This is a genomic window from Neolewinella maritima (assembly GCF_923081025.1).
Taxonomy (GTDB): Bacteria; Bacteroidota; Bacteroidia; order Chitinophagales; family Saprospiraceae; genus Neolewinella; species Neolewinella maritima.
This window is the reverse complement of sequence record NZ_CAKLPZ010000006.1, coordinates 54,649-78,648: the sequence shown is the minus strand read 5'-3', so window position 1 is coordinate 78,648 and position 24,000 is coordinate 54,649. Positions and strand designations below refer to the sequence as shown.

Here is a 24,000-nt window from a genome sequence, read left to right as displayed (position 1 = left end):
AGAAGGAGGTCTGGCAGAGCACCAAAAGAAGGAAAAAGAAGGTTACTTGCTTTAGGGCAGAGCGGCTAAGGATGGACATCGCTGAAAATTGGTCGATGAGAGGGAGACGGGTGATAAGATCAGGTCCAACAGGACAACGCGATCAGTGGTAGAAGTAACGGACGACTTGTAAAAGCATTGCTAGTGGGCGCAGAATCCGTAGAGAAATAGGTAGTATGTCGCTTCAGGTAGCTGATTAGGTTCAACCTATCGGTTACCTTCATAGCATCTTATACTTTAATTTCTGAATGTTGCTCCTTGAAAACAACAAGAACCATCTTAGTTTGTGTGATGCTATTCGTTGCCGTGTTGAACGTTGACTTTAGCTACCTAAGTAGTTGGAAGACCAATGGAACACACTACATACATATTGTAGGATTCATCATGATCTTGTTTATTTTTTATCGGGAGCGTAGATCGAATACGAGCAAGGTCGTTTAAATCAATAGACGGTATCATGGAGTGGCAGTTGAAGGAACTACCGCGATGCACAATTCCATAATATACATCAAGGTCATAGGTTGGAATGCGGTCCAAATTCAGACCTTACCTTCGCTACACGATCTAAATAAAGCATCTAGCCAAGTAGCTTTTCCAACTGGTTCTAACTAACGGTTTGTCTGTGTGATCACAGGCAATATCACTAACAACGGAGGTAGTCATGCAATTTGATAAGAAGAACGAAAAATATAGCTGGGGTGGTAGTCTTACCGGAATACTAATGTTGTTAGTAGCTCTCTCTCAGTTCTCCTATGACATAGACCACCAGACGGTTGGTTGGAGCACAATATTTGCGGGATTCCCTTTCACAGCCGCCGCAGTCTACTTCATAGTTCAACCGGGTCGTAATACTTAGTGATGGGAGTCATTGGAGTAGACTTCTCGGCCCCGCCCCAGACCCCCCCGATGCGCTCAACCAAACTCCCTCATCGCTAGCACCTGTACAGTACGCGCCTATCCATTGTCGTATCGGACCTCTCTTACTCAGAAACGGCCCCAAATCCTTCCGCATCATCCCAAATTCCGTAAGCAGCGCCGCCCAGTTCCTCGACGCTGAGGTATTTCACTGGTTCTCAACTCCGCCGCTTTGGTGTACGGAGCTCGAGCTCCTTGCGTACCTCGCGGAATACGTGCTTCGTCTGGTCATAGGTTACGACTCCCCCTTTTAAAGGAGGCGCGCAATCAGCTTGGCGAGGGGGTGTACGGCATCCATGAAAGAGATCTATATATAAGGATGTGGGTTGCGAGGCGCCTAGCTACGTGATCCGGATGGGTAGAGGTGATAAAATGCTATCGATGCATCTGGTACGGTAAGCCCCAGCTGACGGGCCGCGGCCACCACGAACTCAGCGGCCGAGCGGGTGGTGAGCAGCTTTTGGCCCTTGGACTTTGAGCGTGTATCAGCGATCCGATTCAGTAGACTCGCGCTCCGGCGCTGACAGCGCACGAAGGGGCCGGGGTAGACCTGCTTTTCATCAGTGGTGAGATCTGCATAGAAAACAACGTCCCGCACGATCAGGTCCATTTCTTCCAGGATCTCAATCAGTAATTCTTCCGAAGGGACAAATTCCCCACCCCTCTCCAAGCGGCGGGCGATCGCCAGCATATAGCCGCGCAGATCCTCGGGCCGGGGGGATGTAACCGCCGGCCAAATCTCGCGCTCGACACGTCGCAGCTTAGTAACGGTCGGACGGCTGACGAGCACCTGGTCAAGTACTTGCTTCCAAAACCGGTACACCAAGTCCTGATCGTCGACCACCCCAAACCGGCGCAAGGATGGGTGGTGCTTGATCCAGGTATCTACACTGGTACGCCACATGGCGGCAGTCATAGGGGGAGGCACGAGATGATCACCCTGTACGAGGCGCTCCCAGTATGCACCGGTCAGCGGGTCGCTACAGAACATGTGGCCGCGGTAGTTCTCTACCAGCCGCAGTTGGTGTAGGGCATCAAATACGGTGAATTCATCTACACCGAGATCTTGTTTCAGAGTCTGCTGGCGGAGCGTCTGAATTTCCGCTAGGGGAGAGGGGGCAATCAAAGTTGACATAAGTGGTGTATCGTATGTTACAAAATTTACCAGCCGCGATCAGCGCGGGCGGCGGTGAGTTTAGCCTGTTGCTTCTCTGTGCGGCAGAAGCGCGTCATCAGTTCGGGAACCTTATCGGTGAGCCGTTCGAGAAGCTCCTCCGAGGTATACTGATCTTCCTGCAGGGATTGACTGAGCACCTGAAGGGCAGAAACAACCTTCAATTCCTCAGCAGTAGCGTAGTCGCGCATATTCTTCCGCGCGTCGCGCTGCGGAAACTTGATCTTCCACTCCTGAGAAGTCATACCCCACATGGCCAGGTTGATGATGTCTCCCACAATCTTACCGGAGAGAAGCTTCATTTCCAGCTTAGCCCCGCGGGGTAGACGCTGCTGCGCCTGGCCCGCGGCCAGCGGGTAGGTCTCGGCGGCAAGCTCGCGGGAGAAGCGTTTGAGCTGAGCGTCCTTGCCATACAAGAGTTCTTGCGCCTGCAGGTAAGCGTCAACCGTCTCAACGTAGAAAGCTGCGCTGAGCCAGTTAGCGAAGTGGATCGCCCACTGGGGGGAGCAGTAGGTTCCCCCGTAGCGACCTCGTTTGACGAACACACCAGTGCACCCCGCCTGCTCCAGGTCCTTAGTGGAGACGTAAAACGTATTGGAGCCAGCTCCACTTTTAATCCCTTCGAATTCGAAGGGATTAAAACTCGGGTTGTGCTTCAGCTCCCAGGCCTCGATGAACTCTACCGTAGCCCGATTCCGCATCCAGTTGGCGATGTTGAGAGAAGGATCCCCCTTTAGCTTGGCCATGTCCGTGATGCAGATGAACCCTGTCTCCTGGTCCATGCGGATCGTAGCCCCTTCAATCGTCAATACCTTCATGCGCTACTTAGTAGTAAATTGAAGTAGCAAGATACTGAAAACACGAGGCTCCTGGTGTGAATAGGACCACGAACCTCAGGCTAATTTCGAGACTGATTCAACTTGGAGTGGGTGGAAAGTGCGCGTTGAGATTTACGCTCTAGTCAAAATACGAAGTTTGTTTTATTATAAAAGTGACTATTGACTCTGACCCCTCTGACCCCTTGACCCCTCCCCTAGAAAGTGCGACCACTGATAACTAGAAAATCTGGCTGATCTAGCTACTTTTAACTACACCGGATCAGCATGAAAAAATCGAAGTTTACGGAAGCCCTGATTGCCTTTGCACTGCGGCAGGCCGAATAGGGTACCCGGGTTGAGTAGGTCTGTCGTAAGCTGGGGATCAATTAGCCCGGCCACCTTCTACAACTTGAAGAAGCAATACGGCGGCACGGGCGTATCGGAACTGCGCCGCCTAAAGCAGCCTAAGAAGGAGAACCGGCAGCTGAAGCTGGTTCATCGCCGACTTCAGCCTGGATGAATAGGTACTACGGGTGGGGTATAAAAGCCTTGACGACGCGGTGCAAACGTACACTGATCGATCATCTGGCGTAAAACCAGCGGAAGTGGGGTCAGCATAATAGGAAGATTGACGATTACTACCCTAGTTTGTGTGCACTATGCCAACCATTGCTACAGCCATACCACTCACCGTAACCAGCAGACTCGGTAAGCTCCGCCAGGACCTGGACGCCCGCATCCCCACCAAGCAGCTCGAGCGCAACCTCCTGATCGCCACCTGGAACCTTCGCAGTTTCGGCAACCTGACCCGTTTATGGGAGTCTACCCCGGAAGACAGCCCCCGCCGCGACCTGGCTAGCATCCACTACATCACCGAGATCATCCGGCGCTTCGACGTCGTTGCGCTGCAGGAAGTGAAGGGAAACTTGCGTGCGTTGCGGGATACCATGAAGCTACTCGGACCGAACTGGAGCTTCATTCTGACCGACGTCAATAGGGGAGACGCTGGCAACGGTGAACGCATGGCCTACCTCTTCGACACCCGCCGCGTCAGCTTAAGCGGCCTGGCTAGCGAGCTAGTGGTGCCGAAGGAATGGTTGCAGGCGACCGGTGGCCAGGAGGTGCTCACCGAGCAGTTTGTCCGCTCGCCCTACGCAGTCAGCTTCCGCTCAGAGGGTAAGACCTTCATCCTGATTACACTGCACATCAAGTACGGCAAGACCTCCAAGGACCGGGCAGCCGAGCTTGCCGGCATCGCCCGCTGGATCCAGGACTGGGCCACTAATATCAACGTCTACGATCAGAACCTCATCGCGCTAGGTGACTTCAACATTGATGCCCGTGGCGATTTGCTTGACCAAACCTTCCTGAAAAATGGGCTCTACGTGCCGCCCGCCCTGCAGGACGCTAGTGTCACCCGATCCATTTTCAACGAGCAGAAGTACTACGACCAGATTGCCTGGTTCCGGGGTGACCGCGGCCGTACCGAGCTGTCGATGAAATTCCTGAACGGCGGTAATTATGACTTCGTGCCGGTGCTCTGGGACCAGGATCGAGTAACTAAGCAGCAGTTCTCGTTCATGCTGTCGGATCACTATCCGCTGTGGGCGGAGTTTGGTGTGCGTTAACTACTAAACTGATCATCGATGAGATTCAATTTTCATTTAGGTTAGTGCAGACCTACGTTTGTGTATTTCGAACACCATCGGTATATTAGTGGTCAAACAAACTTGTTTATACGTGGTCACTATCTTCGGTTCGGTGTCTATTTCAAACCAAATAGTAGCTTTTTCGGTCCGTCTATTAGTCATGGCTAGTTGGATTTCGCTACTATTCATTCTAACTACCTGTGGCGACGCGGCTGAGGACAACCTTTCATTAGACACTTCGTCACTATCAATGACGGATGAGGAGTATGGTGTTTTCAGGTACTATAAATATTACTTAACCGATCAGCGAGATAGCATTCCGGAGGAAGCAACGGCCGCCCACCTAGAGAACTTCTTCGGTGTTGTCTTAGGAGATGAGGCTGGTAGCGCAAGTGAATGTCAGGCTTTGACGTTAAGCGAGTTGCAGGACCTTCTCGCCGCAGAAAGTAAAAGTGCTTGGCTACGCGATCATGGCTTTTATCTGTTTGATCTTCTCCGGTGGCCAGAAGATGAGAAGAAGATAGAGGATTGGCAAAAGATCAAATCGACCGATATCCTCACCTACGGTAGATGTCGAGGCGAGCGCATCGCTAACACGGAACTTAGGGGACGCGGAGCGGCTACAGTCACCGTTATGAAGTCTCTGTTTGGGGATCCGGTCTACAAGAAAGAACTGAATAACTTCAGGTACGCGATCGAAGTAGATAGTAGGCCGAATACAGGTATCACGATACCTTTAGAACTTAAGAACCAGGAAACGTTTGCAGACACGCTGGCCGCGCAGCATATGGAACAGATGGGTAAATCTACTAACAGCGTCTTTCATAAGGTGGAAATCGATGGTACTACTCTATCAGTGTTCGCCCGCGCAAACGGTTTAATCTGGCAAGTTCCAACTACCCCCCCCTTCAATTATTTACGGGTTTGGCCGGAGAATTCATTTGAAGACATCAAATTGATCCTCGAGGATGGCAGGTTTAACGTCCCAAACAATCCGAAAGACCGTCTTGAAGATATTCGAGCAGAGCCTAAATGAATGGACCCGGGTGCCGGGTGAGTTCTAAACTTTCGTCCCACCCTAGCAGTCTGGGCAAGTGAGTATTCTTGTTGCGTTTCCTCACTTTAAGATATTGATTCCGCTCGGCTGCATTTTTCACATCAACCCATCCTTACATTTGATACAACGCTCAAAGTTATTGTGCCACATTTCAGAAGACCATTTTATATTACTTGGCGATGAATTGGCATGTGAATATTTTTCTAAATGCTGTCGATAAGCTAATATCAGTTGTTGCGGTGGAGCTCGAACAGTTAGGGGTAGCGAACTCTACGAGCCAACTTGATAGACAGCACTTTATAGAATGCAAAGAGTCTCCGGTGGACTGTCTACAAAGCTATAAATTCCCAATGTTTACACCACATAGAAATCTATCATTTTCTGAAACCAAAAAACAATTTGGCAACTACGTGATATTTGGTAGCGACCCAGTATATGATAACCTCTACGCTCAGGACTTAGGGCGTAAAAACCAGATCGTGGTGATTGATCAACAAAGCGGTAGCGTCATCTATATTTGCGCTAGATGCTTTAATTCTTTTTTAGCAGCATTTGCTGTGTTAATTGATCGAGATGTTGCTAACCGCACAGAATACAAAGTGCCTTCTGACATGTGGATAGATCAAGCAGCAACTCAAGCGGGTGGGGCAGAATATCGTTCCTTTTATGAGTTTGTGATAGCCTGAATTCGATTTCACGCGTGCCAGGGATTCCTTGCACCCTAATGGATTGTGTCATACCCTAGCGATGCTGGCGGCGGTGACATAGACGGGGTTCGATAAGCAGGAGTGTGTACGTCAAGCTGTGTATGTCAAGCGCACCACCCTGAATTTCCACCTTCTAAGTGCGTCAGATGGTCTACTCGAAATGGGTAGGGTAATTGCTCCAGATCATCAGCACCTGTAATCTTGGTCGGCCCCCGTCGGTGTAAAGTCGCTGCCTATCTTTGTTAGCTAACAAGAACCTAACTATGGGTGAGCAAGACATCGTAACGTTCCAGTACGGGGTACTGGTGCTAAGCGTTACGATTTGGTATCTTGGTACTTGCCTATGACCAGCTTCTGAGCTGTAGCGGGTTTCTATTCAAGCCCAGCTGTCGGCTGAGTAAAAGAAATCCGGAGCCATCTTGTAGATGTCTCTTGATCAGTACAGCGTGAAAGAGCAATCGGTGTAGAGACATCAATATTTCAGACTTGTATTTAACTAAAAATCAGCTTCTTATACCTAGCCTATAACTTATCTTATGTTAAGTAGGACCTCAGAGCACCTTCCGTCGATAGATGGATTGAAACTCAGGTAACCAGTTCAACCACACCCATGCCACTAACCTTTAAAGTACCTTGCAGTAGATGAATTGAAACCCAGAATGCAGTTCTCAACGGTCGTAATGGACACAGCCTCACTGGCTACTTCCCGCAACAGATGGATTAAAACAAAGCGGGGCAGCACAATACCACCCCGCGAAAAGCTCTCATCGTAACCCTTCAGCAATAGTTGAACTAAAGTGGGAGTGGTCCGATCAGATCGTCGACATGACATCACGGGCATCTTCCAGCACAGATGGATTGAAACAGTTGTTCGATCGGATTCATATGCATGCGGTACGCACCTCGCGGGTACATTCCAGCAGTAGATGGATTGAAGCTATTCACCGTTACGCGAATTCGCGTAACGGTGAATATTCTCCTGGGCATCTTCTAGCAACAGATAGATTAAAACGGAGAAAAGTCCGGTGGGATTATGGTTGGAAACCTCCTGCCCAGGTGTATATTCTAGAAAAATGAGTTACTAGGCCATGAGGGTATTGATCCATGAGGACAAGTAAGCGCGGGAAATTGTCTTCCGCGTCAGCCTGATGTACCGACGTGTCATCCCGATACCCCGATACCCGAAGATCTGGCTTAGCAGAACTAGTGCGTGCATACTCTGCCCTTTATCTTTGTAGATGCTCCACCCGTCGGCGGACATCTTCAACTGCCCCCCCCTACCCTCCTGGCCAACTTCAAGAAGTTGCCGTGGAAGTTGACCACTCTTTCTTTTCCAGGCTTGCCCTTCTGGATGACGAACTTATCTCGCTGGATCTAATTCCACCGCAGTTGGATAGTGTCGCCGATTTGGAGCCGAAGTTGACGCCGGCACCAATCAACAGGGCAGTGTTGTAAAGGCAATTTCGATGCCCTGCGCGAAGCACTGGCCCAGCAGGGTATAGAATTGATCTGCCCGCATCGCCGCAATCGCAAAAGGAAGCCAACGCAGGATGGACGAAAACTACGCCGCTTTCGCCGGCGGTGGAAGGTCGAACGCTTATTTACGTGGCTACACAACTACCGACGCTGCGTGGTACGGTGGGACTTCTACGACCGCAACTTTGAAGGCTTCATATTGCTAGCTACTATGGCTATCTATCTGAAAAATGGTTTTGAGATGGCTTCTAGTCTAGGATTTAAGCAGCAGATAGATATTGTCAGCCGTATCAAAGGCTTGATTGTGGACCGCGTATATAGTGACTGGTCTGACTCATCAAAGGAATTATCTGATGTAATCAGCACCGACATTGGACAAAGCTACTCACACCTAAGCCGCACGTTCTCATGCGTTGAGGGGCGTATAATCAGTGAATTTTACCGCCTACACCGCATTGAGCGGGCTAAGCAACCACTTGAACAGACTACCGATCAGATTGGTAACATTGCCCTACGACTGGATTATGGTAGCGCGGGTCGCTTAATCACAGTCTTCAGGCAGAATACGGGCTTATCCTTCACTGCCTTCAGAACACGGGGAAAGTATGTCCCCCATTCATTGGATAAGCTCTAAGGACCTTTTTCCGCATGGCGGGATAGCGCATAAGATAGCAGATATTAGCAAACTATAGCAAAGCAAGGCTCTGCATTACGTGTTGTATAACGAAAACAGCACGCAATGAACCGTATCACTCTTCTTCTTCTGCTACCGGCTTTACTCTTAGCCTGTGGTGATAGCACTGCCCAGACCGAAAACGCTACCAGCACCGGCATCAGTACCCCTGAGCAGATGGAACAACAGCAGGCTTCGGCTCCCGCTAACTCCGATGCTGAGTTTGCCGATGCGATGACCGACAAGGTGTTTCAGAACTACCTGCATCTGCGCAGTGCCCTGGTCCGCTCCGACGCCACGGAAGCAGCCTCCACCGCGGGCAATATGGCCGAAGGCTTCGGGCCCGAACGCTGGGACCTCAAGGAATTGGCCCAGCGTATCGCCGACTCGGACGAGCTGGAGGTGCAGCGCGGCGCCTTCGCTACCCTAGGGACCAAAGTGGAAGAGCTGTTTACGAACGGTATGACGGAGGGCACCATCTACAAGATGCACTGCCCCATGGCCTTCGACGGAGCGGGTGCCGACTGGTTTAGCGAGGTAGCCGAAGTGCGCAACCCCTTCTACGGAGACAAGATGCTCACCTGCGGGAAGGTCACCGATACAATTAGCAAGTAATGACCGAATCCGCAAAATCTACTCGCTCGTCCCAACCTGGCCGGGACTCCCGTCACGACGGCTCCATGGATATGGGAATGAATCCTTACCTCAAGTTCGGGCTCATGATGACCGTATCCTTCGTGGTGATGTACATGGTGATGTTTCTGAACGTTGACCGGCTGGATCACGTCATATTGAGCCCATCCAGGACGTACATGACCTTTCTTATGATCGCCACTATGGTAGGAATCATGATGGGCTTCATGTGGGGAATGTACCGCAACATGGTGTGGAATTACGCCATCCTGGGGGTAGCCGTCTTAACCTTCGTCCTATGCTACGCTGGACTACGCCAGCAAACGTTCGTCGACGATATCGGCTGGATGAAAGCTATGATCCCCCACCAGTAGGCGGCCATTATAGTGAGTCAGAAGGCTCACTTAAAGGACCCTGAGGCCATCAAACTCGCCGAAGAAATTATCGAGGCTCAGGAGATGGAGATCGCCGAGATGAAGCGCATGATCTACCGCCTGGAGCAGCAAGACTAACCAAACCCGTTTTACTATGAGTCTATCCGTATCCGTTAAAGACCAGTACACTGCCTGCATGGAATCGTGCCTGGAGTGTCTGATCGACTGCAAGGTATGTCTGGCCAAAATGGCGGGCATGAAGTCCATGAACGACTGCCCCTACTGCTGCATCCAGTGCATCGAAGTGCTTCAGGCCAGCATCGGTCTGATGGCCGCCGACTCGAAGTTCAGCAAGCAGCAGTGCGTCCTGTGCGCCGAGGTCTGTGACTACTGCGCCGAGCTATGCGCCGCGCACGATCACGAGCACTGCCAGCGCTGCGCCGAGAGCTGCCGCAAGTGCGCCGCCGAGTGCCGCAAGATGGCCGCTTAAACACCGATTGCTAGAAGTACCCCCGTCCGACTGCTTAAGCGGTCCGACGGGGTACTTTTTTACCCCCCCCCCAAAATACCCCAAATATGAAACGGACCCATTTGCTGCTTACCGGACTGCTACTGGCCTCGCTCGGTCTTACCGCCCAGCAGGCCGGTGACGGTACCGCCAGTACCTACGAGGTGATCCCCGGCCAGTCGCTCACCACGCGTACCGGCAATGTAGTGACCTATCACCTTACGGTAGCAGACACCACCGTGGACTTCACGGGTAAGCCCACCCCGGCCCTGGCCACGAACGGCTCCATTCCCGCCCCCACCCTGAACTTCACCGAGGGCGACTCGGCACGCATTTATGTGACTAACCGCACCGAGGGCACCGTATCCTTCCACTGGCACGGCCTGCTACTGCCCAACAAATACGACGGAGTACCCATGCTCAATACCAGCCTCATCGAGCCCGGCGATACCTATGTGGCTTCCTTTCCCATCATCCAGAACGGTACGTACTGGTACCACTCCCACACCGAATTCCAGGAGCAGAAAGGACTGTACGGCTCCATCGTTATTCAACCTAAGGCGGGTACGTCCACCAAGGAAAAAGTAGTGGTACTGTCCGATTTTACGAAGCAGGATCCCCACGAGGTGCTCCGCCAGATCAAACGGCACACCGACTGGTACGCCATCAAACGAAATGCCGTACAGAGCTACGGTAAGGCCCTGGCCTCCGGTAACCTGGGTAAACAGGCCTGGTTGGAGTGGAACCGAATGCCCAGCATGGACCTGGCCGATGTGTATTACGATGCCTTTCTCAGCAACGGCAAAATAACCGACGCCTATGCCGACCTTAATGCGGGCGAGACAGTACGTCTGCGTGTCATCAACGGCTCGGCCTCCTCTCATTTCTGGCTCCAATTTGCCGGAGGGAAAATGACAATCGTCTCCGCCGACGGGCAGGAAGTCGAGCCCGTCGAAGTCGACAAGCTACTTATCGCCACGGCCGAGACTTACGACATCGAGGTGACCCTGCCAGCCGGCGGTCGCTATGAGTTCCGCGCCACCTCCTGGGATCGCTACCGGTACACCACTACCTGGCTAGGCTCCGGTACCGACCATGCCGCCCCGGATCTCCCGCCCGTCGATTATTACGCCCTTACCCAGGAAATGAAAAGCATGATGACCGACATGCCCGGTATGCAGATGGGTAAGGCCCCCAACGATATTCCGGAACCGACGGTCTACCCCGCCGGCCAGGCACCCAGTAATGCGGATATTCTTATGGAATCCATGATGGACATGGGTATGCAGATGGACATGGACGTGCAGGGTGTGGGTACTACGGATATGCAGATGCCCATGAGGAAGGATTCTTCAGCTACGAACATGTCCGGTATGGACCACAGTAAGATGGACCATAGCAAAATGGGTCACGCGATGCCCGGCATGCAGAAGGACACCACCCCACCTACCGGCATGGACCACAGTAAGATGGATCACGGCAAAATGAACCATGCGATGTCCGGCTCGGACAGGGGAAAGACCTACAAGGCCTCCGAGATGGATGGCAAGACGATGGAGATGGACACGGGTGCCGATGCCCCCATGGGTGTGATGATGACCGGCTACAATGAGCTGAAGCAGGCATATCCTGATGAAACTATTTTCGACTACAACATGCTACGGTCCGAAGCGCCCACCGCCCTGAAGGACGGCCGGCCCGTACGCGTTGTGCACCTCTACCTGGGGGGCAACATGCTGCGCTACGTCTGGATGATCAACAACGAACCGCTGTCGGAGTCCGATAAGATCATGATTGAGCGGGGCGAGAACGTCCGCTTCGTGTTCCACAATACCACCATGATGAGCCACCCGATGCACCTGCACGGGCACTTTTTCCGGGTCGTCAACAACCAGGGTGACCATGCCCCCCTGAAGCACGTGGTCAACGTAGCTCCGATGGAAACTACCATCATCGAGTTTGCCGCTACCGAAGACAAGGACTGGTTCTTTCACTGCCACCTGCTGTACCACATGATGTCGGGCATGGCGCGTATCATCGGCTACGAAGGAAGCTCCGATCTACTGATCGCCGACCGGGCAGATTACGATAAATTCGCCATGGATGACCGGCAGTATTTCGGTATGGCCAGCGTGAGCGGCCTGAGTAACGGGGGCTGGGCCGACTTCGCCTATTTCAACATCTACAATGAATTTAGCCTGGAGGGAGAGGCGGACTACGACGGCAACTTCGAGGTGGAGGGTAAGGCCATGCGCTACCTTGACCCCCGACAGTACCTGTCGGCTTACGTTGGCTTCGAGTACGACGGCACCCAGGTCATGGATCCCGAGATCGGCCGCGAGGACCTGGAGACCGAAGCCGTAGCCCTAGCCGGCGTGCGGTACTTTTTGCCCATGATGGTCTGGTCGGACCTGCGCGTCGACCACCGCGGCCGCTTCGAGCTACAGCTGGAGCGGGAGGATATTCCGCTCACCAGCCGCTGGCGCGCCTCGGCCCAGGGGCGGTATAGCTTCACCGGACGGGAGATCGAGTACACCTTCGGTACCAGCTACATCCTGGGGCAGTACTTCGGCGTGGAGGCCCGCTACGACAGCGATTACGGCATCGGTGCCGGTATTAAACTAATGTGGTAAGCGATAGTAAACAGGCACATTATGAAATATTCCCTGCTGCTGCTGCTGCTGACCATCGTTCTTCCCGTCTTGGGAGTTGCGCAGCAGATCGAGGAGTCGTCCGTCGTAAACGCCTCGCTGGCCGAGTTTTCCAACCTCCACCCCCTGGTGGTGCACGTGCCCATCATGCTGCTCCTACTAGCCACCTGCACGCAGCTGGCCACCTTCTTCATCTGGAAAGAGCCGCTCGACTGGATCACCCTGCTACTACTAGCGGGCGGAGTCGCCGGTGCACTAGCCGCCAGCAACTTTACGCATCCCCATACGCACGGCCTGACCCCGGCCGCCCAGCAAGTGCTGAATCTTCACGATACGTATGCGGGATGGACGCTAGGGCTCAGTGTTGCGGCACTCGTCATGAAGGGCGTCAGTCTCTGGATACTCCGGGGCCGCAGATGGCTGGAGATTGTTGTACTACTCGCAGTGGGCGGTTCGGCCTCTACTGTAGGTATGGCCGCGCACTACGGGGGCACGCTGGTCTATATCCACGGGGTGGGTGTACAGGGCAATTACATGGAGGGTCAGTCCGATCCTTCCGAAGAATAAGGTACCTACTGACGATCCGCCATGAAAGACTGCTGCCAACCCGACGGGCCGAAGGGAAAATTTAGCCGGTTCCTCCATACCCTGACCACTACGGTTATTGTGCTCCTCGTCGGCGCGGGCATTGTACTCGTGCTAATGCAGTGGGTCCGTGGGTAACGCCATACAGTGGGGCTTGCTCCTCCGGGAGGTCGGACTACTGCTAGGGGGTAGTCTGCTCGCCGTAGCGGCCCTCCGGTTCGACTTTGCGCACACCGCGGTCCTGGTAGCCCTAATCGGTACCGTCCAGTTTGGTTTTTACCTATTTACCACCTTTCGGCGCGTCTTCAACCACATCAACGGGGATGATATGTCGATCCGCAACTGTCTGGTATCGTTGGGGGTGATGGTGTCCTTTTTCGTCGTTGCCTACGGGGTCAATTACTGCACGCTGACGCTGGCCGATGGCGATGCACTCAAGAATTTCAATCCTCCCTCTCTGTTCTACCGCCTGGTCGATGGGCTATACTTCAGCACCGTGACTTTTACCGCCACCGGTTTTGGGGAATTCGTGCCGGCTACCTACCCCGCCAAGGTGCTGGTCTGGAGCGAAATGGTCCTGGGCTTTGCGACCACCGTGTTTGCCGTTTCCTCCTTTATCTCACTCACCGACAAAAACTAACTATGATATCGCCCACGCGCAGCCTCTGCCTGCTTGCCCTTTCCGCCCTAATTTGCACCTGCGACCCCGCCCCTACCGGTGGGGAAACCAGCGCGCCTACGGAAGTACACGACCACATGGCGGTAGCAACAACATCCAAGCCCCTGAGCCCACATACCGCTGCCATGGGCAGCATCGGAGACGTTCATGTCCACGTCGACTACTCCTCTCCGGGCAAGCGCGGCCGCACGATCTGGGGCGGATTGGTGGCCTACGACCGGGTATGGGCTACGGGCGCACACAACGCCACGTCGGTCAACTTCAGTGGACCGGTACGCATAGCCGGACAGGACGTACCGGCGGGCACCTACGCGCTGTTTACCATCCCGGGGCGGGAGGAATGGACCGTCATCCTCAATGAGAATTACGAACAGCACCTGGCTGACGACTACGACGAGAATCGCGACGTACTGCGCCTGACCACACGCCCGGAGAAATTAGCCGAAGCGACCGAATCACTGACATACGCAGTGAAAGCCACCACTACCGGGGCGGGTAGCATCAGCATGCGCTGGGATTCCCTTCGCGTGTCTATTCCCGTGATCGCCGTCCAGTAAGTCCACCGAAAAACCACATGCCATGACCCATACGTACACCATCGCCGGCCTCAAAGACCAGCAGAGCAGAACCGCCGTACGTACGGCACTGCTCGGGATCGAAGGCGTGGAAACCGTGGAGCTGGCGGACCGGCGGGCGACGGTCACCATGTCGCGTCACGTCACCGATAGTACGCTGAACCAGGCCCTAGGCCGGGCCGGTGCCTACCGACTGCAGGAGGCCGAAGCCGTAGCGGATCACCTGGCGGAGCTGACCGAACACGGGCACGAGGCGGCCATCAGTGACCAGAACCACGACGGAACGGCCACCGTGGACCACAGTACCATGGATCATTCGAAGATGGACCACGGTCGGATGGACGACGGCGAGCACGCCGGTCACCACGATCATCACCGCATGATGATCGAAGACTTCAAGCAGCGTTTCTGGGTGTCGCTGGTGCTGACCGTCCCCGTGCTCCTGCTAGCCCCGATGATTCAGCAGTGGCTGGGGATAGCTTGGGACCTCTCGGGGCAGCTGCTAGTACTCTTCGGCTTGTCTACGATCATTTATTTCTACGGCGGGTGGCCCTTTCTGAAGGGACTGAAGGACGAGCTGGGTAAGGCTGCGCCGGGGATGATGACGCTGATCGCCGTGGCCATCTCGGCGGCCTACCTATATAGCTCCGCGGTGGTTTTTGGATTGGAGGGAAAGACCTTCTTCTGGGAGCTGGCTACCCTGATCGACGTCATGCTAGTGGGCCACTGGATCGAGATGCGCTCGGTACTCGGTGCCAGCCGGGCGCTGGAGGCGCTGGCCGAGCTGATGCCCAATGAGGCCAACCTAGTACACGGCGATCATGTGATGAAAGTCCCCGTAAGCGAGCTCAAGCCGGGTAACCTGATCGTGATTAAACCCGGAGAAAAAGTACCCGCCGATGGCCTCATCACCGAGGGGACGACCGACCTGAACGAGAGCATGCTGACTGGCGAGAGCAAGCCAGTCACCAAAGCCGCGGGAGCCGAGGTCATCGGCGGGTCGATCAACGGCAGCGGCTCGATCCGCGTAGAAGTGAAGGGGACCGGGGAGGATACCTACCTCAGCCGGGTAGTCAAGCTGGTGCGCGACGCTCAGGGACAGAAGTCTCAGACTCAAAAACTGGCCGACCGGGCCGCCAAGTGGCTCACCGTCGTAGCGCTGGTGGGGGGGGTTGGCACCTTCGCGGTGTGGCTGCTGCTGGGTAGCGAGCTGGCTTTCGCCCTGGAGCGAATGGTGACGGTGATGGTGATCTGCTGCCCGCACGCCCTGGGCCTGGCCGTCCCCCTGGTAGCGGCCATCTCGACCAGCGTATCGGCCAAGCACGGCCTACTAGTACGTAACCGCACCGCCTTCGAAAACGCGCGCAAGATCACGACCATCGTGTTCGACAAGACGGGTACCCTGACGGAGGGCTCCCACGAAGTGATGCGGGTAGTCCCCCTGGACGCCGCCTACGACGAGGCGGAACTGCTGCGTTACGCCACGGCCGTGGAGAGCGGCTCGGAGCACCACATCGCCAAGGGACTGCAGCGGCGCGCCAAGGCGGACGGTCTGCGGGTACCCGCTAGTAGCGACTTTGCGTACGAAGCCGGTGTGGGCGTTAGCGGAACGGTCAACGGCAGGGCGGTACGCGCTGGTGGCTACCCCATGCTCGAACGTACCGGCCTCACGGCCCCCGCCGAAGAGCAGGAGACGGTAGACACTAAGATTTTCATCATCATCGACGGTGCGCTAGCGGGCTTCGTGACCTTCGCCGACCGAATCCGGAAAAGCTCCGCCGGCGCGATCAAAACCCTGCAGAATAATGGCATCAAGTGCTCGCTACTGACCGGCGACAACGAGCGGGTGGCCGCCGCCGTGGCCCGGGAGCTCGGCATGGACGACTACATGGCCGAAGTGCTACCGGAACAAAAGCAGGATAAGATCAAGGCGCTACAGGCCGCTGGCGAGTTCGTGGCCATGACCGGCGACGGGGTCAACGATGCGCCGGCCCTGGCACAGGCCGACGTGGGCATCGCCATCGGCTCGGGCACCGACGTGGCTGCCGAGACCGCCGACATAGTACTCGTCGACAGCAACCCGAATGATATCGTCAACCTGATCCTATTCGGCAAAGCCACCCACCGCAAAATGGTGCAAAACCTCTGGTGGGCCACCGGCTACAACGTAGTAGCCCTGCCCCTGGCGACGGGCTTCGTGCCTGGACTGATGATCAACCCAGCCATTGGCGCGGCGCTGATGAGCGCAAGCACCGTGATCTGTGCGGTGAACGCGCAATTGCTGCGAAGCAAGCTTAGTTGATATACCGGACACCGTCCAATCATCGAATTCCTTTTGCTAAACCTACCGTAATGAAAAATTCCTATTCCCTGTTTGCCTACCTGCCCCTGCTATTCGTACTTGCTGGTTGTCAGAGTAGTCTACCCAGTGAATCCAGTCGGGATAATGTCTCTGCGGCGGACACGAGTCAACCAGATAGCACCCTCGGCTCCGTAGCTCTTGAGCTGCTGGCCGAAGGCTTCACCAACCCGCTGAGTATGGAGCAGGGCCCCGACGGTCGCTACTACGTGGTCGACCAACCCGGCGTGGTCTACGTCATCGATACCGCAGGGCAGCTGCTAGACCAGCCCTTCCTCGACCTACGGGATGAAATTATGGACCTCAAGCCCGCGCACGAAGAGCGCGGACTGCTGGGCCTGGCCTTCCACCCGGACTATGCCGCCAACGGCCGCTTTTTCGTCCACTACAGCGTCCCCCTACGCAGCGGTGCGCCGGCGGACTATAGCCATACCAAGCACCTGTCGGAGTTCCGGCGGGATGCCGCCGACCCCCTGCGGGCCGATACCGGTACGGAACGTATTCTCCTGTACGTTGACGAGCCGCAGGGCAACCACAACGGCGGCACCCTCACCTTCGGACCGGACGGCTACCTCTATCTGGGCCTCGGTGACGGCGGTGGGGCTAACGACACCGGCACCGGTCACCTCGCCGACTGGTACGAACGCAACGACGGGGGCAATGGACAAGAACAGACACAAAACCTGCTGGGCAGCATCATCCGTATCGACATCGACCAGGGCGACCCCTACGGTATACCCGCCGACAACTTCCTAGCCGACCGGGAAGGGGTACGCGAAACGTACGCCACCGGCCTGCGCAATCCCTACCGCTTTTCGTTCGACCGCGGTGGTAGCAACGCCCTCTTCGCCGCCGATCTGGGGCAGGACCTATGGGAAGAGGTGGACATTATCCAGTCCGGTGGTAACTACGGCTGGAACGTCAAGGAAGGCACAAGCTGCTTCAACGCCGCTAGCGCCAAGCAGCCCCTGGCCGATTGTCCCAACCAAACCCCCGACGGCGCGCCGCTGATCGATCCCATTGTCGTCCTACCCCATAAAGACACGCTAGGCTACGACGGCTACGGTATCGCCATCATCGGGGGATACGTCTACCGGGGCGGACAGTTCAGTGAGCTGGACGGAGACTACATCTTCGGTATGTGGACCCAGCATCACGACAGCCCGGCTGGCGCGATCTACACGGCCAGGAACAGTGGAGGAGGACCGTATGACGTGTCCGAAGTATCCATACGTAACGCAGCGGACCGAAGACGCGGCCGCTACATCAACGCCTTCGCCCAGGATACCGCCGGTGAACTGTACGTACTCACCAGTGAGACCCCGGGTCCGTCCGGCACGACCGGCAAGATCTACCGTATGGTACCCTCTAGTAACTATGACTATCAGCCTACAGAAAAGTCCGCCGGCCAACAGGGCAGCCACTAGTGTTTCCCGGCACGTATTCCGGTGCATCATATCAAAATATAGAAAAACCGCCGGCCGGACCACCGTGTTTTTCAGTAAAGCCGTGCCACCAAAGGCTTTGTCAACGCATTCACCATGAGCGCTACCCTGGTCTCGCCCCCATCGCCTTCCGCCGCCCGCCCCGCCTCCTTCCCCGTCACCGGGATGAGCTGCGCCAGTTGTGCGGCCGGCGTGGAGAACATCCTGGCTAAGGTGCCCGGCGTACACAGCGTGAGCGTCAACTACGCCAATACTACGGCGCTAGTGGACTTCGATCGTACCCGGATCTCTGCCGAGGAACTCCGCCGTGCGGTACAAGCCGTCGGCTACGACCTGCTGATCGATACCGAGGATCCCGACGCGGTGCAGGAGGAACTCAAGGAGGAGGCCTACCAGACCTTCAAGCGGCGTACGCTCTGGGCCAGTGTGTTCACTCTTCCAGTCTTCATCATCGGGATGTTCTTCATGGAGTGGGAGGCCGGGCGCTGGATCTCGCTGGTGCTGGCGGCGGTGGTGCTCTTCTGGTTCGGTCGCCACTTCTACGTGGGGGCGTACCGGCAGGCTCGCCACGGCACGGCCAATATGGATACGCTGGTGGCACTGAGTACCGGCATCGCCTTCCTGTTCAGCGTGTTCAACACCGTGTATCCGGAATTCTGGCTGGCGCGCGGCCTGCCGGCCCACGTATACTACGAGGCCGCTACGGTCATCGTCGTATTCATCTCCCTGGGCAAGTTGCTGGAGGAACGCGCTAAGTCCAACACCTCCTCGGCGATCAAGAAGCTGATCGGTCTGCAACCCAAGACCGTTCGCGCCATCGTCGACGGTCGCGAGACCGAGCTACCGACTGAAGAGGTGCAGGTAGGGCATATGCTACTCGTACGACCCGGCGAGAAGATCCCGGTAGACGGTAAAGTCACCGCGGGCGAAAGCTTCGTAGACGAAAGTATGATCACCGGCGAGCCGCTGGCCGTGCGTAAGGTGGCGGGCGAGGCCGTTTTTGCCGGCACCGTCAATCAGCGCGGCAGCTTCCGCTTCCTGGCCGAGAAGGTGGGCGGTACTACGCTGCTGGCCTCCATCATCCGTATGGTCCGCGAAGCCCAGGGCAGCAAGGCCCCGGTACAAAAACTGGTCGACCGGATCGCTAGTATCTTCGTACCCGTCGTGATCGGCATCGCCGCGGCGACCTTCATCGCCTGGATGCTGCTGGGTGGAGATGACGCCTTCTCCCACGCCCTGCTGGCCTCCGTGGCCGTGCTGGTCATCGCCTGTCCCTGCGCTCTTGGCTTGGCTACACCTACGGCCATTATGGTCGGCATCGGTAAGGGGGCGGAAAATAACATCCTCATCAAGGACGCCGAGAGCCTCGAACTGGGTCACCGCGTCGACGCTATCGTACTAGATAAGACCGGTACCATCACCCAGGGCAAGCCCACCGTTACGGCTGAACACTGGGAGGGGGTCGCGGACGCCGGTGCGGTGAAGGGCATCCTGCGGGCGGGCGAAGCACTATCGGAGCATCCTCTGGCCCGCGCCGTGGTCGAATGGCTCGAGGACCAACGCCTGATCGAAGCCGAAGTCAACGACTTCGAGAGCCTCACTGGCCAGGGCATTCGCTTCGTGCACGGACCCAACACCTACTACGTCGGCAACGAGCGACTGATGCGCGAGCAAGACCTACAGCTTAGTACTGACCTCCGCACCCGGGCCGAAGCCCTGCGCAACGAGGCCAATACCGTCGTCTTCGTCGCTAGAAATACCGAGGCCATCGGGCTGGTCGCGATTGCCGATCCGGTTAAGGCTAGCTCGGCCAGTGCTATCCGCACGCTCCACGAGCGCGGCATCGAGGTGTACATGCTTACCGGCGATAACCGGCAGACCGCCGCTGCGGTGGCCAAACAGGTAGGCCTGGACGACTACCGCGCCGAAGTACTGCCGGCCGACAAGGCCACCTTCGTAGAAGAACTACAGGGAAGGGGCAGGGTCGTAGCCATGGTCGGCGACGGCATCAACGATAGTCACGCCCTGGCGACTGCCGACGTCAGCATCGCCATGGGCCACGGCTCCGATATTGCCATGGACGTAGCCAAGATGACACTCATTACCTCCGACCTGACCGCCATCCCCCGTGCCCTCGAACTGTCTCAGCAGACAGTACGCGGCATCCGGCAGAACCTATTCTGGGCGTTCATCTACAATCTCATCGGTATCCCCATTGCTGCCGGACTGCTATACCCCATCAACGGCTTTCTACTTGACCCCATGATCGCTGGAGCCGCCATGGCCTTCAGCTCGGTTTCCGTAGTGCTCAACAGCCTGCGCCTGAAGTCCGCAACCCTTTAACCGCCCACCCCCCCTGCCCATGAAGACCATGCGATTCAAAACCAACATCAACTGTGGTGGCTGCGTACGTGGCGTCACCCCCGCCCTGGACGGCCACAAGTCTATTAAACGCTGGAAGGTTGACTTAGAGAGTATCAACCGCATACTTACCGTTCATGCGGAAGATGAGGTTTCTTCTGCCGAAATCAGTGCAGGTATTGCAGACGCCGGCTTTATAGCCTTACCAGTGTAAAAACTGCCTAGAAGTGGGGTTATGTTAAGCAGAGTGTTTTGATATCCTCTCCTCCACCGTTTGGACGCAGTCTTTTGTTGTAAATCTGCTCCCAAAGTAATAGCATTGTCAACACTCTAGGCAGAAACCCAAGTGCCATCAGGATTCTGCCGGGCTCCGGTGAATGCACCACCGCAGACGTATGATCCATTAGGATTCTGCCGCGCTCCGGTAAAAGCACTGCCGCAGACGTATGAGCCATCAGGATTCTGCCGGGCTCCGGTGAAAGCACCGCCACAAACCCATGATCCATTAGGATTCTGCCGGGCTCCAGTGAAAGCACCACCACAAACCCATGATCCATTAGGATTCTGCCGGGCTCCAGTGAAAGCACCGCCACAAACCCATGATCCATTAGGATTCTGCCGGGCTCCAGTGAAAGCACCGCCACAAACCCATGATCCATTAGGATTCTGCCGGGCTCCAGTGAAAGCACCACCACAAACCCATGATCCATTAGGATTCTGCCGGGCTCCAGTGAAAGCACCACCACAAACCCATGATCCATTGGGATTCTGCCGGGCTCCAGTGAAAGCACCACCACAAACCCATGATCCATTGGGATTCTGCCGGGCTCCAGTGAAAGCACCACCACAAACCCATGATCCGTCAGGATTTTGCCGAGCGCCGGTAAATCCACTGTAAGAAACTACTATTGACATTGGTCGAATATTTAATTATTAGGAATTACTGTAGGTGAGATTCGTACAGCTGCAAGAGCTTAGAGCTCTACCTCTTTAGTAGAAGGCGAAACTTGGAAAGGCGATGGAATCCTAGATTCCATCGCCTCTTCAAAGCCTCAAAAATGATTACGCAAACTCTTCTCGTACTACTTGTGCAGTTGCACCGTCTCGTTTAACGGCAGCAATGCCAGTCTCGCGAGCTTGAACAGTAGAGTAAGTTTCACTAGTGCCAATCACTTCATTGTTAGCGGCAACAAGGTTAAACCAGTAGTTGCCGTAGCCAGAACCGTACTTACGGTAGTAACTATCGAATGGGGAGTGCCGCCGGACGGAATCAATACCGTTATCACGACTAGCTTTGGTAGTGTAGCCCTCGCTACGTAAGATAGGTTCACCGTTGCCACGGGAGTGGAGGGTGAAGTAGTGTTGGGAATCGGTACCCTTGAAGGCACGGTAGTAAGCTGCTCGCATGATTTCATGTTTTTAGAGCGTGAAAGAAGCGAGGCAAGACCTGACTAACCTTCATCCGTGCTTGACACGTTACGCGAAAATGCGTACCTTGTCGGGTGCAAACCAGCACAGGAGGTGAGGGCTCGTCAGAGTCTTTGCCTCTTTGTCGTTTGTAAGGTACGGTACTTTTCTGAATATGAGCGAAAGATTAGAGAATAATCTCTTTTTTTTCTTGTTTTTTTCTCATGGCGCAGCTATCTTAGCAGGGAATTTATGTTTGCGGTGAGTCTTTTTGGGCAAATCCGATCCGCTTGATAAAGTAAGTAATATCAAGCATTAGCTACTGTGTCACGACTATACAACTATTGAAAGATGTCTTTACCCGCCCGCCTAAAGTCGGCGCGGGTCCTACGTGGTCTCTCGCTCAAAGAGATGGCTGCACGGACCGGCGACGATATAAGCCTTCCCACTCTCAGTCGCTACGAACGTGGAGAGGTAGACCCTGATGCTAAAAAGCTTCGTCAGATTGCTCGTGCACTCGATTTGAGTTATGAGTACTTCCTGCGTGAACCTAAAGAGATCGGAGAGGTCGCCTACCGAAAAAAGAAGTCGCTGAGCGCGAAGCTCAGCGATCAGATCAAAGAGCAGACCCGCGACTTTCTTGAGCGGTTTACTCAATTGGAACACGTGATGAATGTCTCCTCCGAACCGTTCCCGCGTTATGAACCGAAGATTAATTCACTGGAGGACGTCGCTTCAGCCGCCACTTGGCTACGTGACAAATGGAAGGTGGGTCTGAGCCCTATTCATAGTATAGTAGATGAACTTGAAGCAGAGCATATCAAAGTACTGGCGTTGAAAAGCCACAAATCTTTCGACGGACTAAGCTCACTACCCAACGGCCCCGAAGATTTCATTGTGTTCAACCAGAACCTTCCAATTGATCGACAGCGTTTTACCTTGCTACACGAGCTCGGACATCATCTACTGATCAACGTTTCAGACAAGTTAGATCATGAAAAAGTGGTTAACCGATTTGCTGGAGAGTTTGCGATTCCTGGTGAGGTCATGCGAGAAAGGGTAGGACAGAAGCGAAAGCATATTCACCCAGTAGAGCTATTGGAGCTTAAGGGTGAGTTCGGCCTATCAGTAGCTGCGCTACTATACCGGGCGAAGGACCTACATATATTGACCGATCATGGGTTTAAAAATGCCATGATTAGTATCAGTCAACTGGGTTGGAGAAAAGATGAGCCTGCCGCTTTCCAGGGTAGAGAAAATCCCTCTAGAATGCTGGAACTACTTGGACGTGGAATTGCCGAAGATATTATTTCGCAAAGTAAAGCTGCCGAGCTCTACGGTATGAAGCTGGGTGATTTCCGCGAGGTTTTGTTTAAAGGGTCATAGATTTGCCAGTATTTAGTAGTTTTGACGTCATGTCAAGATTACTAGTTACTGATGCAAACATTCTAATTGATCTGGCTCTGTCCAACAGTTGCGACTTACTAATTCTTATCGATCATCAAGTAGTTGTTTCAATTGATGTATTCTATGAGCTTAATGATGGCCAAATGGCTATTTGGCAACCTTTTGTGAAGGATGGCCGACTGCAATTGGAAGAAGCTGACGAGGGCCTTATTTCAGACCTGCGAGACCAACTTTCTGCTAGTCTGTCTGATCCTGATCTAACCTTCTTTGCGTTGCTTCAAGAGGAAGGTTGTTTAGCACTTAGTGGGGATCGAAAACTCATAAAAGCTTGTCGTGAAGCTGGTCATCGAGCACATGGTTTACTTTGGTTGCTCGATCAACACGCGGAAGATGTAACTAATCATGGCATGTTGCACTCAGTTCTTTCCATAATTATGCAGCACAACTCAAGATTACCGACCAAAGAATGTGGTGAGAGACTGACGTGCTGGAAACAGTAGGTAGATGT

General features: G+C 54.7%; 22 protein-coding genes and 2 pseudogenes. 20 read left to right on the top strand and 4 right to left on the bottom strand.

Annotated features, from left to right (window positions below; translation table 11 throughout):
• Positions 1-1,291: 1,291 nt before the first annotated feature.
• Both MJQ68_RS17340 and MJQ68_RS17335 read right to left on the bottom strand, forming a co-directional pair.
• Positions 1,292-2,089 (bottom strand): hypothetical protein, encoded by a 798-nt coding sequence (locus MJQ68_RS17340; RefSeq protein ID WP_238752429.1) that lies wholly within the window; start codon positions 2,087-2,089, stop codon positions 1,292-1,294.
• Positions 2,090-2,115: 26 nt separating this feature from the next.
• Positions 2,116-2,946, bottom strand: coding sequence for a KilA-N domain-containing protein (locus MJQ68_RS17335; protein WP_238752428.1), 831 nt, complete (start codon positions 2,944-2,946; stop codon positions 2,116-2,118).
• A 285-nt stretch (positions 2,947-3,231) separates the two neighbouring features.
• Between MJQ68_RS17335 and MJQ68_RS17330 the strand changes: the two are divergent.
• The 18 genes and pseudogenes from MJQ68_RS17330 to MJQ68_RS17250 form a co-directional block, all read left to right on the top strand.
• A pseudogene (locus MJQ68_RS17330) lies at positions 3,232-3,467 on the top strand (transposase); the annotation flags it as partial.
• 138 nt (positions 3,468-3,605) lie between these two features.
• Entirely contained in the window at positions 3,606-4,574 is a 969-nt protein-coding gene (locus MJQ68_RS17325) for an endonuclease/exonuclease/phosphatase family protein (protein WP_238752427.1), read from the top strand.
• Between the two features lie 112 nt (positions 4,575-4,686).
• Complete coding sequence (locus MJQ68_RS17320) at positions 4,687-5,631, top strand: hypothetical protein (RefSeq protein WP_238752426.1); 945 nt, start codon at positions 4,687-4,689, stop codon at positions 5,629-5,631.
• 212 nt (positions 5,632-5,843) lie between these two features.
• Positions 5,844-6,338, top strand: coding sequence for a hypothetical protein (locus tag MJQ68_RS17315; protein ID WP_238752425.1), 495 nt, complete (start codon positions 5,844-5,846; stop codon positions 6,336-6,338).
• A 1,525-nt stretch (positions 6,339-7,863) separates the two neighbouring features.
• A pseudogene (locus MJQ68_RS18060) lies at positions 7,864-7,989 on the top strand (IS5 family transposase); the annotation flags it as partial.
• Between the two features lie 57 nt (positions 7,990-8,046).
• Positions 8,047-8,469: a helix-turn-helix domain-containing protein gene (locus MJQ68_RS17310; RefSeq protein WP_238752424.1), complete on the top strand. Its 423-nt coding sequence runs from the start codon at positions 8,047-8,049 to the stop codon at positions 8,467-8,469.
• A 105-nt stretch (positions 8,470-8,574) separates the two neighbouring features.
• Positions 8,575-9,123: a DUF3347 domain-containing protein gene (locus MJQ68_RS17305; RefSeq protein ID WP_238752423.1), complete on the top strand. Its 549-nt coding sequence runs from the start codon at positions 8,575-8,577 to the stop codon at positions 9,121-9,123.
• Positions 9,123-9,515, top strand: coding sequence for a DUF305 domain-containing protein (locus tag MJQ68_RS17300; RefSeq protein ID WP_238752422.1), 393 nt, complete (start codon positions 9,123-9,125; stop codon positions 9,513-9,515). The genes MJQ68_RS17305 and MJQ68_RS17300 overlap by 1 nt, the downstream gene beginning before the upstream one ends.
• A 12-nt stretch (positions 9,516-9,527) precedes the next feature.
• Complete coding sequence (locus tag MJQ68_RS17295; RefSeq protein ID WP_238752421.1) at positions 9,528-9,653, top strand: DUF305 domain-containing protein; 126 nt, start codon at positions 9,528-9,530, stop codon at positions 9,651-9,653.
• Between the two features lie 16 nt (positions 9,654-9,669).
• The gene (locus tag MJQ68_RS17290; protein WP_238752420.1) at positions 9,670-10,005 is read left to right on the top strand and encodes a four-helix bundle copper-binding protein; all 336 of its coding nucleotides are present in this window, start codon (positions 9,670-9,672) and stop codon (positions 10,003-10,005) included.
• Between the two features lie 86 nt (positions 10,006-10,091).
• A complete protein-coding gene (locus MJQ68_RS17285) occupies positions 10,092-12,656 on the top strand; it encodes a multicopper oxidase domain-containing protein (RefSeq protein WP_238752419.1) in 2,565 nt (854 codons plus the stop codon).
• A gap of 21 nt (positions 12,657-12,677) precedes the next feature.
• Complete coding sequence (locus tag MJQ68_RS17280; RefSeq protein ID WP_238752418.1) at positions 12,678-13,241, top strand: DUF2231 domain-containing protein; 564 nt, start codon at positions 12,678-12,680, stop codon at positions 13,239-13,241.
• Positions 13,242-13,389: 148 nt separating this feature from the next.
• Positions 13,390-13,899, top strand: coding sequence for an ion channel (locus tag MJQ68_RS17275; protein ID WP_238752417.1), 510 nt, complete (start codon positions 13,390-13,392; stop codon positions 13,897-13,899).
• A 2-nt stretch (positions 13,900-13,901) separates the two neighbouring features.
• The gene (locus MJQ68_RS17270; RefSeq protein WP_238752416.1) at positions 13,902-14,495 is read left to right on the top strand and encodes a DUF2911 domain-containing protein; all 594 of its coding nucleotides are present in this window, start codon (positions 13,902-13,904) and stop codon (positions 14,493-14,495) included.
• A gap of 22 nt (positions 14,496-14,517) precedes the next feature.
• Positions 14,518-16,815: a copper-translocating P-type ATPase gene (locus MJQ68_RS17265; protein ID WP_238752415.1), complete on the top strand. Its 2,298-nt coding sequence runs from the start codon at positions 14,518-14,520 to the stop codon at positions 16,813-16,815.
• Between the two features lie 50 nt (positions 16,816-16,865).
• On the top strand, positions 16,866-18,299 hold the full coding sequence (locus tag MJQ68_RS17260; RefSeq protein ID WP_238752414.1) for a PQQ-dependent sugar dehydrogenase: 1,434 nt from the start codon (positions 16,866-16,868) through the stop codon (positions 18,297-18,299).
• Positions 18,300-18,413: 114 nt separating this feature from the next.
• Positions 18,414-20,660: a heavy metal translocating P-type ATPase gene (locus MJQ68_RS17255; protein ID WP_238752413.1), complete on the top strand. Its 2,247-nt coding sequence runs from the start codon at positions 18,414-18,416 to the stop codon at positions 20,658-20,660.
• A gap of 19 nt (positions 20,661-20,679) precedes the next feature.
• Complete coding sequence (locus MJQ68_RS17250; RefSeq protein WP_238752412.1) at positions 20,680-20,892, top strand: heavy-metal-associated domain-containing protein; 213 nt, start codon at positions 20,680-20,682, stop codon at positions 20,890-20,892.
• Between the two features lie 19 nt (positions 20,893-20,911).
• On the opposite strand, the gene MJQ68_RS17245 is transcribed toward MJQ68_RS17250, so the two are convergent.
• Both MJQ68_RS17245 and MJQ68_RS18055 read right to left on the bottom strand, forming a co-directional pair.
• Positions 20,912-21,571: a hypothetical protein gene (locus tag MJQ68_RS17245; RefSeq protein WP_238752411.1), complete on the bottom strand. Its 660-nt coding sequence runs from the start codon at positions 21,569-21,571 to the stop codon at positions 20,912-20,914.
• Positions 21,572-21,740: 169 nt separating this feature from the next.
• On the bottom strand, positions 21,741-22,085 hold the full coding sequence (locus MJQ68_RS18055; RefSeq protein WP_406613125.1) for a YegP family protein: 345 nt from the start codon (positions 22,083-22,085) through the stop codon (positions 21,741-21,743).
• Positions 22,086-22,436: 351 nt separating this feature from the next.
• Here MJQ68_RS18055 and MJQ68_RS17240 point away from each other — a divergent pair, with 351 nt between their 5' ends.
• Both MJQ68_RS17240 and MJQ68_RS17235 read left to right on the top strand, forming a co-directional pair.
• The gene (locus tag MJQ68_RS17240) at positions 22,437-23,471 is read left to right on the top strand and encodes a helix-turn-helix domain-containing protein (protein WP_238752410.1); all 1,035 of its coding nucleotides are present in this window, start codon (positions 22,437-22,439) and stop codon (positions 23,469-23,471) included.
• Between the two features lie 29 nt (positions 23,472-23,500).
• Positions 23,501-23,992 (top strand): PIN domain-containing protein, encoded by a 492-nt coding sequence (locus MJQ68_RS17235; RefSeq protein ID WP_238752409.1) that lies wholly within the window; start codon positions 23,501-23,503, stop codon positions 23,990-23,992.
• Positions 23,993-24,000: the final 8 nt, after the last annotated feature.

Excerpts from the sequence above, each read along its gene's own strand:
- MJQ68_RS17340 (WP_238752429.1), bottom strand. The coding sequence starts at position 2,089 with ATGTCAACTTTGATTGCCCCCTCTCCCCTAGCGGAAATTCAGACGCTC.
- MJQ68_RS17335 (WP_238752428.1), bottom strand. The coding sequence starts at position 2,946 with ATGAAGGTATTGACGATTGAAGGGGCTACGATCCGCATGGACCAGGAG.
- MJQ68_RS17325 (WP_238752427.1), top strand. The coding sequence starts at position 3,606 with ATGCCAACCATTGCTACAGCCATACCACTCACCGTAACCAGCAGACTC.
- MJQ68_RS17310 (WP_238752424.1), top strand. The coding sequence starts at position 8,047 with ATGGCTATCTATCTGAAAAATGGTTTTGAGATGGCTTCTAGTCTAGGA.
- MJQ68_RS17305 (WP_238752423.1), top strand. The coding sequence starts at position 8,575 with ATGAACCGTATCACTCTTCTTCTTCTGCTACCGGCTTTACTCTTAGCC.
- MJQ68_RS17300 (WP_238752422.1), top strand. The coding sequence starts at position 9,123 with ATGACCGAATCCGCAAAATCTACTCGCTCGTCCCAACCTGGCCGGGAC.
- MJQ68_RS17290 (WP_238752420.1), top strand. The coding sequence starts at position 9,670 with ATGAGTCTATCCGTATCCGTTAAAGACCAGTACACTGCCTGCATGGAA.
- MJQ68_RS17285 (WP_238752419.1), top strand. The coding sequence starts at position 10,092 with ATGAAACGGACCCATTTGCTGCTTACCGGACTGCTACTGGCCTCGCTC.
- MJQ68_RS17280 (WP_238752418.1), top strand. The coding sequence starts at position 12,678 with ATGAAATATTCCCTGCTGCTGCTGCTGCTGACCATCGTTCTTCCCGTC.
- MJQ68_RS17270 (WP_238752416.1), top strand. The coding sequence starts at position 13,902 with ATGATATCGCCCACGCGCAGCCTCTGCCTGCTTGCCCTTTCCGCCCTA.
- MJQ68_RS17265 (WP_238752415.1), top strand. The coding sequence starts at position 14,518 with ATGACCCATACGTACACCATCGCCGGCCTCAAAGACCAGCAGAGCAGA.
- MJQ68_RS17260 (WP_238752414.1), top strand. The coding sequence starts at position 16,866 with ATGAAAAATTCCTATTCCCTGTTTGCCTACCTGCCCCTGCTATTCGTA.
- MJQ68_RS17255 (WP_238752413.1), top strand. The coding sequence starts at position 18,414 with ATGAGCGCTACCCTGGTCTCGCCCCCATCGCCTTCCGCCGCCCGCCCC.
- MJQ68_RS17250 (WP_238752412.1), top strand. The coding sequence starts at position 20,680 with ATGAAGACCATGCGATTCAAAACCAACATCAACTGTGGTGGCTGCGTA.
- MJQ68_RS18055 (WP_406613125.1), bottom strand. The coding sequence starts at position 22,085 with ATGCGAGCAGCTTACTACCGTGCCTTCAAGGGTACCGATTCCCAACAC.
- MJQ68_RS17240 (WP_238752410.1), top strand. The coding sequence starts at position 22,437 with ATGTCTTTACCCGCCCGCCTAAAGTCGGCGCGGGTCCTACGTGGTCTC.
- MJQ68_RS17235 (WP_238752409.1), top strand. The coding sequence starts at position 23,501 with ATGTCAAGATTACTAGTTACTGATGCAAACATTCTAATTGATCTGGCT.